Raw genomic sequence first — 12997 nt, 5'->3', positions numbered from 1 at the left:
ATATCACCTATGATAGAAAATTCCTTTTGAATTCAGTGTACGTCATTTTCCAAATATCATTCTCCATAATCAGTTTAATGGGAACATTTGCAACAGTCTGGGCATCTCCGTCGCGCAGCTTCAGCACATAGCTGGCCATCACGACCTCTGCAAGCCCATCCGCTCCCTCTATTTCATCCCCGATTTTGAAATCTGAAATAACAAGCTTTGCGGCCGTGACCTCACTCCTGAATTCCTCCAGGGACGGCTTATCCTCGCCATATAAATTTTTATAAGATATGTAATTGTATAGTGTATCCCACGATTTATTCTCTATGCAGCTCATGATCTCACGCAGGGTATTCGGGCCGCTCAAATTTAGCGCTCCATTGCGTTCCAGCGCTTCCGTTGTTCCGTCTGTGCCAAGTCCCGCTTCTGCAAGGGTCAGCGGACGTCCGTTTCCCGTTCCATCGTCATCGATATAAATTTGTACCCGCGAATAAGTTCCCTGTTCGATCAAAGTATTGACGATAGAATAGACTGCAAGCATCTTTCTCGTTTCTTCATAGGTCTCGTTTTCCTGACTGTCTGCCAATGTCTCCTCCGGAGGCGACAAAAATTCCTTGCTCAATGTTACAAATAGATTAGTTCCTTCCGAACGCACACTCACTACTTTTGTCTCCGGATTGATGATTTGAGTAAAATCTGCCCGGGCTGCGGATGGTCCTTTAATCAGTTCCGTAATGATAGACGTCTGTATATTTTCGTTAATGGGAACGGAAAAAACGCGCACCTCTCCAATCAAAAGCGGTTCGTGCATATAACCAAAATACAGCCGGGCCGTCTCCTTATCCTTGCTTACTGCCTCCGGCAGCGGATTGATTTGGATCGACACTTCCTCGGAAGACGATGCAGCATCCTCTTCCGGTTCTTTAACACACGCCGCAAGACCGCATAACAACAAGCCGCATAATAGTATGCACACTATTTTTTTCCATTGCCTCATTCTATATCCTCCGTATCCTGTACAAGCGGGAGCACCAATGTGAAAACAGAGCCCTTTCCTTCTTCACTCTCCACGTCAACGCGGCCGCCGTGCATCAGGGCGATCCTTCTCACGATATGCAGGCCGAGGCCCGTTCCACCCGTCTCGCGCGAACGCGCTTTATCTACCCGATAGAACCGTTCGAATATATGTCCCAGATGCTCCTCGCTCATTCCGATACCATCATCCTCCACGCGTATCGCTCCTTCGCCTGCATGATGCTTTGTTGTTACTGTCACATGGCCGCCGTCTCCCGTATATTTGATTGCGTTTTCAATCAGATTATTGATTGCCTGCCGCAGCTTAAGCGGATCGCACTCCAATTCAAAGTTATCACTCATATCAGTTTTTATGCGGATATTCCGTTCCTTTGCAATAGGCTCGAGCGCAGTTATGCATTTACGGATGATGCTGGATATACGTACCCGTTCTAAATTGATCGTTACAATATCGCTATCCATCTTTGAGAGCAGAAGAAGATCCGTGATCAAGCTGTTCATCCGGTCTATTTCACCATTGATATCGCCCAGAAATTCCTTATATACTTCTTCCGGCACATTATCCTGATACAGCATAGACTCTACCAGTATTTTCATGGAAGCGAGCGGTGTTTTCAGCTCGTGCGATGCGTCTGAGACGAACTCGCTTCTCTGTTGGTCCATATTCTGTATTCGTCCGCACATCATGTCAAAAGTCTGCGCAAGCTCGGCTACCTCTCCCTTCCCTTTGATATTGGCCCGTTGTGAAAGGTCTCCATTCGATATCTTGATTGCAACATCGGTCAATTTTTTGATTGGCTTTGTAATTTGATTCGTTGTAAAAAGACTAATAACAATTATGATCCCGCAGGCAAACAGAAAAATCGTGAGCGTTCTTGCCTGAAGCATTGCAGTAGCATCTACCACATCCTGTATGCTCGACGAGTAGAGCACCGCACCAATGATTTCACCGTTATGGATAATAGACGACGTGCAATAGACCGCCCAGAATCCTCCATTTTCATCGTTAATCAGATGAAATCCATAAGAAGATGAGTTCTGTCCATATAAAATGTCGTTGACTTCCCGATCAGATAGTTTTACGCCATTCATGTCCGAAAAGCTATCCACAACGACGATGCCCGAGCGGTTGAGCACAAGAAAACGGCCGCCGGAATCGTTTCCGTTTTTCACCGCGATATTATACATGCTTCCCGCGTCATAATCTGACAGATAGGACGCCATTTGCACCGCGGTATTGTTAGTGACGTTCATGACTGATTTTATTCTTTGGTCCACCAAGTAATCTTCTACCAGAGAAGATATGGCAACGGATACTACGCCGAAAACAATCCCCACGAGGACCAGATAAATAACGGCAAATTGCCATCTGATCGAATATAGCAGCTTATTTGTGCGCAAAAAAGCTGTTCCTCCACTTCCATACGATTTGTCGGGACTGCCGCTGCTTCAAAATACTTTTTTCGGATATTTTTCCGCTTATGAAGCTATGCCCCGCCGGTATATGCGCATCAAGCTCTTGCTTTTCAGTGTCGGCCTATACCTGTTTTCTTTTACAGATAGTATACGCCGCCCTTCTAAAAAACTCAAGTTTATCGTCGCCGCCTCTTTCTCTGCTTTCCCGAGCTTTATGTGTCCGGCGCATGAAAACGGCAAAACCATTTATATGGTTTTGCCGTTTCTTCTCTTCATTCCTATTTTATTTCGTATGTCTTCTTTTCTGCTTCACGAATATGCATACCGTCAGTACAGGCAGGGCGGTAAGAAGCAATATCATATAGCAGAACATTTCGTTTGTTTCACCTGTTTTAGGATTTTCTCCATCTTCTGTCTGTTCTGCCGGAGGCGTACGGTAATTTTCAAAAATAGCTTTTACGGTATCTCCGGGCATAATCGTTCCTTCATTCCCTTGCGCCGTCACCCGATAGTCTTCTGCTTCATCTTCTATCACCGTATAGCCCGTACCCGCCGGTAAGCCTAATGCAGTTACCGTTTCTCCGTGCTTTAGTGTGAGCCTCGCGGTTCCGGACTGAAATACCATATCGCCATATATTCCGTCGATAGACACATCGTCTGTCCGAACAGTAAAGTGAAAGTCTCTGTCTTGCTCTCCTCCGTTTCCCGTCACAGATTTAGAGACGCTGAGATTCCCTTTCTGTACGTTCTCAACGGTAAATCCATGATAGTAAGCGTCATAACCATCCGGTACGTCTGCTTCTGCTATTGTATAAACGATCTCGACGCCGTTCTCATCATATTGAGGCAGACCTGTGAATGAATATTCCCAGCTGTCACCCATATTTTTCTGTCGTACCCCCTCTTTTCCGATGCCGATTTCTGCACTCGCTGCCTCTGTACCGTTCGCATAGAGGATAATGCGAATCGTTTCCGGCCGTGTTCCAAACGCATTTCCGTTATCGTTCCATATCTTAACGACCGGAATATCGATAACTTTGGACAATATATTTGTGAAGTTCTGTCCGTCCTGTTCCCCTACATATCCTTCCGGTACGGCCTCCTCCACATGATAGGTATATGGATTCCCTGCATCGTCGGTCATCGGGAGTCCCGTATAGCGGTAGAGCCATGTATCGCCCCTTTTATCCCATATAGGCTCCTCATCTACTTTTTCGTCCTCGCCGCCGCTTATGCTGCGGTATAAGGTAAGCGTAAGCTCTTCCGGCCGTGTTCCATAAGCGTTGCTGTTGTCTTTCCACCTTTTCACGCCGGAAACCTCAGTCGCTGCGATGTTTGCGATGGACGTTCCATGATCGTCTGTCGTGGAATGAACGATATATTCCGTCTCCTCTATCGGCTTTTCCCCTACTGCAAGCTCCTGAGCGAAATATAAATGACGATTTCCTTCTTCATCAAACCGCGGAAGCTCCCTAAATACGTCCTGCCACTGGTTATCCTCATGCAGCTTCAACGTCATATGGGCTCCCTGCTCGTCACAGACCTTTTCCGCCTCTTCCGCTTCATTCGTCTTACGGTAAAGCCCAACTGCGATCTCGCCCTGTTCATCTTCCGGTACTCCTCCCCAGACTTTCAGTACCGGCAACTCAACCTGTAATGTGTTGATTATTGTAAATCCGTCTGTTTCAGACCGGTATTCCGGCGGAATATCAAACTCTTTCACCGTATAGGTGATCCGTTTTCCGCTCGCATCATATTCCGGCAGGCCTGTAAATGTGTAGCTCCATATGTCGCCCTGGCCTGTGAGCGCTTTCCAGAACTCCTGTATGATATTTCCGGCTGTGACCGTTTCCCTCCGCACTTCAACGCCGTCCGCGTAAAGTGCTACTGTTATAGAATCCGGACGCAGGCCGTCTGCGTTCCCTCCGTCCTTCCATACCTTAGTGACAGGAATATCTATCTCATCTTCCAACGTGTTGGTCAGGGCAAAGTCCTCCTGCTTTCCGGCATATTCGCCGGGCACAGCTTCTTCCACACGGTATGCATATGTATTCCCGGCATGGTCCGTTACCGGAAGCCCGGTATAGCTGTACTTCCATATATCTCCGTTCTTTTCCCACACAGGCTCTGCATCTACCGTTTCCTCTGTGCCGCCGCTTATACTGCGGTACAAAGTAAGCGTAAGTTCCTCCGGCCGTGTTCCATAGGCGTTTTGATCGTCCCGCCATGTCTTTGTGCTCGATATATCTCTCTTTCCAATATTTGCAATAACAGTCTTGCTTTCCGTATCCTCATGATAAATAAAGAATCCTGCATCTTTCGCCGGCTTTCCGCCTATGGTAAGCTCACGCGCAAAATATGTATATGCGGCTCCGCTTTCGCTATATCTGGGTAATCCCTCAAAGCTTGCTTTCCAGCTTCCCACCGCCGTAAGCGTTCGTTTCAGCTGCGTCCCGTTTTCATCTTCTACGGGAACTGCCTCTTCTTTATCTCCGGTCGTTCTCCATAGGCCTACCACTACATTCCCTTGCTGTACCGCCGATACACCGTACCATTTTTTCTCCACGCCAAAGGACGTTTCCGCTACATTCGTATAATGATATTCAATAGCTCCGTCCTCTCTCGTTTGGACCGTTCCGCTTTCCTGCACATAGCCGGAGGGCAAAGTCTCCACTACTCTATATTGCGTCTTGCCGTCCTGTGTCAAAGCGCTTCCGCGTATGACTTCCGGCACTCCATTCCATACGCCTTTCCAGCTCTCGTATTCATAGTATACCTTTCCGGGTGTATCTGCCGTTCCGTCCAAAACCACAAGCGCCCGGTTCTCAAAGGACCTCCAGCGCCCATCCGCGCCTTTGTATTGAAGCTCCATAGTGACCGGAGCCGGAGTGGTAGAGGGGTTCCATACTTTGGAGACGTAAACCGCCGTTTGGTTCAGGGTGTTTTGAGCCGTCGTTCCGTTTGGATAGGTTGTCGTGTAGGCGTCATAATAGAGCGCGCCGTCCCCGATGATGTCTTCATTGGACACTTGTCCTGCAGACACCGTATATCCCGGCTGCAGCTCTCGTGCGCGATAGAGATAAGCGGCCCCGCCTGCCTCCGCTGTTTTGGGCAGTCCGGAAGCAATAGCCTGCGCCGAAGCTTCCTGATTGGTCCCATACACGGTAACGACCAGATCCTCGCGCGTTCCGTCCGCGCCATACACGGCTACATTTTCCCATGTCTGCCCTTCATTTGCAGACCGTTGTATGATAAAGCTTACCTCCCAGTCATATTTCTTCCGTTCTGTTTCAGGCCGTGTGGCATAGATGTTGTCATTATCTCCGCTCCATATTTTCTTTGCCACAAGCTCCGTCGTTTCCATTCGGTTGTATATATTGCGGGTCGTATTAAGGTTTGATTCCGCCCATTCTCCCTGCGGGTCCTTATACGCAGGCGAAAACAGCCCGGCTGTAAATTCATAGGTATAACCCGTTTCATTGACATCATGAACGGTGACCGTCTGCGTTGTGCTCCCATAGGAAATCTCGGTTTCAATTATCCGATAAGCAAGACGTATCGTTTCATCGCTCGCACCGTTTTCCCGGATAAGGTATGGAAGCCCGCTGAACCGTCCTTCGGCTCCCCATACCGTACTATCATTGATCCGACCTGTCTTTTTCTGCTCAAATGCATAATCGGCGAATATCGCGCGATAGACCGCATCGTCTAAATGATTACTGAAATACTCCTCCGCGTCCTGCCATGCTCCGGTGTTCCCGTCTGTCCGTTCCGCTACCTGCAGCTTAAAAGAAACGGTAAGCTCGATGCCAAGATAGTCTTCCGTAATAACGGCTCCATCCGCATCGATCCATGTTTTGCTGTACGGCACCGACGTGGCGATCGTATTCCGCAAATCGTACATTGTGATTTCCGTCTCCTGCTGGCTTTGCTCTGTCACGCGGCCGTTTGCAGGAGAAACTGTATAGACGTTTTCACTTCCCTGATGAGCCGTTTCCGTCACAACATATTCCCACGGCATTCCATTAGGCGCGTAGCGCTCCAATTCACCTGTTCCGGCTTTTCCGCTGATCGCATAGGTCCACTTATTCCCGTCACTTCCTTTATCCCAAACGATCTCATACTGTTCTTCCGGGAGAACCAACTCTCCAATCCCATTTCCCTGTCCGGGCTGTTGATTTGCATAGCGCGATACTGTGATATTGATTTCTTCCGGCCGAAGCTGAAATGCATTGCCGAAGTCGTCCCATACTTTCGTTCCGGTCAGGGTCACGGTCTCCCGCCCGTCCTTTACAGGGGCGTTGATGAATGTTGCTGCAACCGCAACATTCTCGGCTGTTTCCCCTCTTCCCCCATCTTGGTTCATCGTTAACGCAAGGGCAGAAACCGATTCTCTTTTGTTTTCATCTTTTTTGACAGTCTGCGCCTCGTCTGCCGTTATGCTCCCGGATACCGCCCATGTTTCATAGTCTCCCAGATAGGTCTTTATTTCCGTTACCGCATAGGAATATTGCGAGCCGTTTGGCGCGTAGATATCCAGCCCTTCAAAGGTAAACTCTTTTTCCACCGTAATATTCCGGGATGCCTCGTATACCTCCCGCATTTCTTCAGACGACCAAATTTGCCTCTCTACGACTTCCGGTACAGATTCCCCCTTTGGATTTCCGTTCGCATCGTATACCGTATAGGTCCTTGAAAGCTCAAAACGGACAGCCGGATATGCCTCCGGTTTTCCATCGGCTCCAACGGGGAGCTCCATGAGCTTTTTTACCTTCAGCGCGCCTTGAATACTGTCGTAAAAATTCGTAACAATATAATTGTTAATGGTAGGCGTGCCAAACACAAGCGTGCTGTCCGGTGCGCTGCCGTTCGGCCATGTCACGGAGGTTTCCCTTAGAATATAGGTATACAGTCTTCCGTCCTCCGTATATTTAGGCAATCTTTGTGCATCACTGCTTTCTCCGCTGACAACGATTTTGCCGTCCGGATCTGTGCTCATACTATTTTTTCCCATATATTCCATTTGGAATATATAGCTTCCGTTATTATAGAAAGACGCCCAGTCTGTTATTGTCAGAGTTGCGATCCCCTCCGTTTTTTGTATTGCGCCGTTGCGGTCTGTATATTGACGGTCAAGCGAGAAAGTGACCGCCGGAAGATCTTCTGCCGGGAACCCTGCCGAAAGGTTATTCCAGCGTTTTTGTCCTTGTACCGTAACAGGGGCCGCGATCGTATTGGTAAAGGTTCCTTCTTCTATCAGCGCATAATACGGCTCCTCGCTTCCAATCAAGCTACCTATGTTCTGTACATATTCCTCCCCCTGATATTCCGCTTCAACGTCATATTCCGTTCCGATCCGTATGGTTGCCAGTCCTTCGTCTCCGTTCGGGATAGAATATCCCACCGGAAGGTAATCAAAATCCTGCGAATTGACGGCCGTATGCTCGGAAGCATAGTACATGATCTCATATCCCAAAGCGTCATATTTGGGCAGCCTCGTTATTTCCGCATGCCAATGATTTTGTTTGTCATATAAGCCGTCCGGATCCGAACCGGGGTCTAACGACGAGTAGGTCCATTTATAATTTGCGCGATACAGAACGGTTTCCAGCTTATCGGCCGATATATGGCTCGTCTGATAAATATCAAGATAGATATCCGGGCGATAATTGGATTGATAATTATAATCATCCTCCCATTGTTTGTGCCACAATACATCTTTAGTACCCTGCAAACGGTTCGTTACCGCAATTGTCTGACTGTCCGCTGCATGAAGCTCGCCGACGGTATATTCCGTCTGCTTATAGCTGGTCTCATATTCCGTAAGCAGCGAATACAGCGCAGGATACTTCTTCTGTATTCGCTCCATACTTATGGCGTTTCCGCTCTCATCTACCCAGATCTCATGCACATCATACTGCACGACAGATCCGTTTCTGTCATATTTGGGAAGATTGAAAAAGGTATATTCGGATTCCGGCACGCTAATATCGAGCCTCTGTACAGAGGATTCAGGCTGTCCTGCGCTGTTTTTAACAGCTACCATATCGTCCTGATTTCCAACCGTGACCGCATCTGTCGAATCCAAACCATTTCGGGTGATCCTATAATAGCTTTGAGCAGTTCCCTCTGCAAAATCCAAACGGAGAGCAGGAAAGAGCGCCACGCCCTCCTCGGCAAAGAGCCGCTCAAGCTCATTCTGTATTTTCTGACGGTTCTCACCTGCGCCGTCCACCCAATTCTTCGTCACAGTCAGATCGATGTTCCCTAACCGGCGGTTGATTACCGTATAGCAAAGCTCTCCCGCAATTTTTTCGCGGCTGTACGTCGCATCATACCTGTGGTATTGCGTTTCATACTGGATTGCTGTATAGTCATCATTATTTCCTCTATATTCAACAGGCGCCTGCGGCTCACTATAGTTGGGTTCCGCTTCTCCGTTTAAATAATAAGTCGTAAACGGAACGGGGGTATCTCCTACCGCCGTTTCAAGGATATAAACCTCTTCCGGCTGCAACCTTCCGATACCCGCGATCTTATACCACACCCCGTTTCCAAGGGTGACCTCCGTTATCTTTTGATTGCTTTGATATCCGTATTTATCGACTCGGCTGTATACTGCTACCGTTACGGGCAAACGGTGTGCATTATCGCTGTCATCTGTCCAAATCTTGCGCACCATAATATAATTTCCTACACCCGGCGCGTTATATACAGTGGTTTGATAGCCTTCTTCATTTCGCTGCGTTTCATAATTCGGAATATAGGTACCTCTTGTTCCAGCCTCCAGCAGGATATATTCATATTGCCGCCCCTCTGCGTCATATTCAGCCAAGGCGGTCACTTCGGATATCCACGGTTCTGTTTCCTGCGCGTATATCCCCAGTTCTTCATTGACAAGCACCGGAGTTTCATCCGCCGTTCCGTCCATGGTAAATAGAGCGACCGGATCGCCTATCTGTTCTCCGCCGATGCTTCTGTAAATATGGAATGTTGCGCTCTCGCCCGCAGGGGCTTCTGTTGGTTCGCCCTCGCCGTTCATCCATATTTTGGTCGTTTCATAATCGATCGTATTGGCGATAGAATTGGTGACCAGCGTGCTCCCATCAGTCTGCACTACTGAGGAGGAACGATAATCGATTTGTCGCCCGTCCTGTTGCAACGTAAAAACGCCGCCGGTTTCATCAGGTACTAACAAATTATCCGTGCTTCCCTCTCCCTGATAGACTGCTGTTTCTATCCAACGATATTCCAATTTTCTTCCCAGCGCATCATATTCCGGCATCGACTGCTGCATCGTGACCGTTAAGTTCTCTGCAAAAAATCCATCTATTTCCTGACTGGCAGACGTCGTTTTCCACTCCCCTGTGCTTCCTGCAATACGGGATTCCAAAGTCAGCTGTATCCTCACATCCTCAAATCCGGATTGAAAGGCGGCTGCCTTCCACGTTTTGGATACCGGTACAGATATCGTTCCTACGATTCTGTTGGAAAGCGTTCCGCCATCGTACAAAAAGGTATTGCCGGATGGTCTCTCGCCTGCTTCGACGATCTCACCGTTCTGGTCAATATGGTCTCCTATGCTCCCATCCTCCGCTACAGTTCCAAATACTTGTTCATAGGAATTAGCCGCAGCTCCTTCAGCCGTTTTAGAGTCCAGATATTCCCGGATCACATAAATATATTCGAAGCCCTCCGAATCATATTTTTCAAGATCGTCGAATGAGATCAGTTGGCTGTCCTCTCCCGTATTAAGGGTAATCGTTTTAATCGTGCCGTCAGTATTCCGTATCGGTGCAGCGGTTGTATAGCTTTTTCCACGGCGGTAGCGCCAGAGCTGGAATTCTCCCGTGGGGCGCTGCGCGATGAACTCTCCGCCCTCGTCTAACCATATTTTATATGCATCATAATCTGTTTTTCCGGTCAAAGTAAGATAGATTCTTCCTCCGTTATGCGCCTTATCTGTAACTGAGCCAAAATTCGGTGCGGCGGAGTTATCATAGGCAACTGCGAAATAATCTTCCTGCGGAAGTACCGGGAGCGTGATCCCTCCTGCGTCCGAATCATTTTTTTCCATGGTGCAGAAGATGGAGGAGCCATCCAGATTGTATTTCCAGATATTTTGAATGATCAAGGTTCCTGATGTAGGATTATTCGGATCGGCAGACGGATCGACCGTAAACACAACGCTTTCCGCAGGCAGTTTGCTCAGCTGATATTCCTGTTTCTCTCTGTTTGTCTCTACAACAAGCTTAAAATAATCCTTGATTGCATTGGTAATTCCCGGCGCACTCCCAAGCGTTCCCCACCTGATACGAAAATCGGATTTAAACTCCGACGTCAATACATAATACCATCCTATTCCCGTTACGGAAGCGGACGGATTTTCTCCTATATTTTCGTCTGTGATCTCAACCGTGCTGTATCCATTTACATCTTGCGGTTCAATTTTCCAAACAACTTTATGTGCCGCTTCATCTCCATAGCTGTCGATATACGTGATCTGCGACGGCAAGGTATTCCTGCCGATGGATAACATATAATTTCCCGCTCCACGCTGAGTATCAATATCTATCTGCGGAAATTCCTCCATGCCGAGCGTTTCCATATTACTTTCCGTCAATTCTTCAAACGTATTTCCATCTATGGAAAAATTTAATTTCGGGCGTGGATACTCCTCTCCGCCGGGCCGGAGCTTTTCTTCATTATTATGGTCTATCCAAAAAATATTTTGACTGTAAGCGTCACGATAGGCATCGATGCGCACCTGTTCTTCGATTGCGGCAGGCACCGCTGCGACTGCGCCCATATCAGTAATATTTGATATCTTTTCCTGAAACTGCTCCCCCGGAAGCTCTGCAAGGATCGGCAGATATTCCTTTACACTCTCCGTCTTTTGGATGTTGTCCTGCCCTGTAAAGGTCGCCATACTGATCTCCAGAAGAACTACCGCATCATCGCTTAATTGCATATCTTCAGTGCAGGAAAAGGCCGCCCCTGAAAATATGAATTCATATTGGAGGTCAGAGATTTCCTGCACAGCCGGACAGTCTATCGCAAAACTAAGATGCTGGTCGCCGGCACGGTCTTTTATTTGAATTTCCGCATCTTTCCCGAGCCCCTCTATACGCAAAACAGACGCCTTATCCGCCATGATTTGGTTGTCCAGCACAAAAAATTCTCCGGACAGATGCATCCCCTCCGGGAGCATTAAATTCGCTTCAATATAATTCCGGACTTTTGTGTCCTTTGTCTGTTTCGCAGATGCCTGTAGTTCGGCGTGCAGCCGGAAAGAAAAGTCCGGGAGAGACTCTCCTGTGAGCCTCAGAGAGTCTTGATCTGCTTTCAAGCTAATAGTCCATTCTGGTATATTTTCTGTCTTTCCCTCGTTTTCTTCTCCAACAGATGCAGGCAGCTCCGATGCTTCAGGTACTGGAGCATCCGGCGATTCGGCCGTTTCTCCCCCTTCTTCTAAGGAAGAAGGCTGCGGACTGTCTTCTGCTATTTGTACTGCGTATTGCTCATTCGCTGTCTCATCTGCATAGGCGATCGCTGATAGCGGCATGATCGAAATCGTCATGATCACTGCTAACAGAAACCCGAAAAAGCGTTTGTTTTTTATTTTGTTTTTCATCGTTTCTCCCCTGTATTGCTTCTGTTTATTAAGCTTAAGCAATACCTTTGTCCGTTCGTGCGCTAATAGCATACAGCTTATTTTCAGGGAAATAGGCTGATATCATTTCTCCGTTTTCATAAATTTTCATGACTGCATTGGTTTTGGTCGTCTTGTTTTTCCTTGGGGTATTCCGGATTTGACGGAAAAGTGTGAAAAGAATTGTATATGCTTTTGCCGAATGAAGCTCTATTAAAACGGTTATACCACGATAAACGCCGTATCAGTCGGCTAACATTAAAAATGTTTATTCCTCCATTAAAATATATCATTTCCTCTAATTTATCTTTTTAAAGATAGTATTATTTTTTCTTAGCTCAGCCTCATAGATCCTCTCCCGCTTCTGCCGCCTCCTCTGTCGGCTGTCTTTTCTATACCGTGATCTATAAAAGCAATCACATAGTTGATTTTTTAATTTTTAGAGATTACACTTGATATATTCAATGAAAAAATATTTATGTGTGAAAAATATTATTTATGCTCCACACCAGCAAATGGCAATTTTATTTCTATCGTTTCCCCGCTTTCCAATCACCATACCTATAATGATGCACTTACTTGCGATAATTCACATTACGGAAATAAGTATCACCAAAAAAGTATAGTTTTTATTCAGATATAGTGTCGTTTTTTAGACTTTCTTTCCTTAGCAGAACAAATCTTAACCATAAAAAAGAGGCGTTACTTGACAGTATCACTGCGAAATGATATATTTTATACAAAAATAGACTGTATTTTAATAGTTAGATAGTTCCTATAATGTGAATTAACGCAACAGAGCGAATATGGCGGCTGCCATATTCGCTCTGTTTTTCTATACTTCAGCATATCATGTTTCAGGCTGCATCACAAGCCGTTCCAAATTAAATTTAAAACACTTGTTCC

The 12997-nt window shown here is 47.0% G+C and carries 3 protein-coding genes; all 3 read right to left on the bottom strand.

The genetic code is table 11. The features are described 5' to 3' along the window. Positions 1–7: 7 nt before the first annotated feature. The 3 genes from PUP29_RS01235 to PUP29_RS01225 all read right to left on the bottom strand — a co-directional run bounded on the left by PUP29_RS01235 (position 8) and on the right by PUP29_RS01225 (position 12073). Positions 8–985: a GerMN domain-containing protein gene (locus PUP29_RS01235; RefSeq protein ID WP_079547626.1), complete on the bottom strand. Its 978-nt coding sequence runs from the start codon at positions 983–985 to the stop codon at positions 8–10. Next, positions 982–2424 carry a HAMP domain-containing sensor histidine kinase gene (locus tag PUP29_RS01230; RefSeq protein WP_079547627.1) on the bottom strand — a complete coding sequence of 481 codons (1443 nt, stop codon included), beginning with the start codon at positions 2422–2424 and terminating at the stop codon, positions 982–984. Before PUP29_RS01230 ends, PUP29_RS01235 begins: the two co-directional genes overlap by 4 nt. A 298-nt stretch (positions 2425–2722) precedes the next feature. Further along, on the bottom strand, positions 2723–12073 hold the full coding sequence (locus PUP29_RS01225) for a Cna B-type domain-containing protein (protein WP_353423604.1): 9351 nt from the start codon (positions 12071–12073) through the stop codon (positions 2723–2725). Between the last annotated feature and the right edge of the window lie 924 nt (positions 12074–12997).

The sequence above is a fragment of the Christensenella massiliensis genome (assembly GCF_040409835.1).
Lineage (GTDB): Bacteria > Bacillota > Clostridia > Christensenellales > Christensenellaceae > Christensenella > Christensenella massiliensis.
Note: the sequence above shows the minus strand (reverse complement) of the source record. Positions and strands in the feature narration are given on the sequence as shown.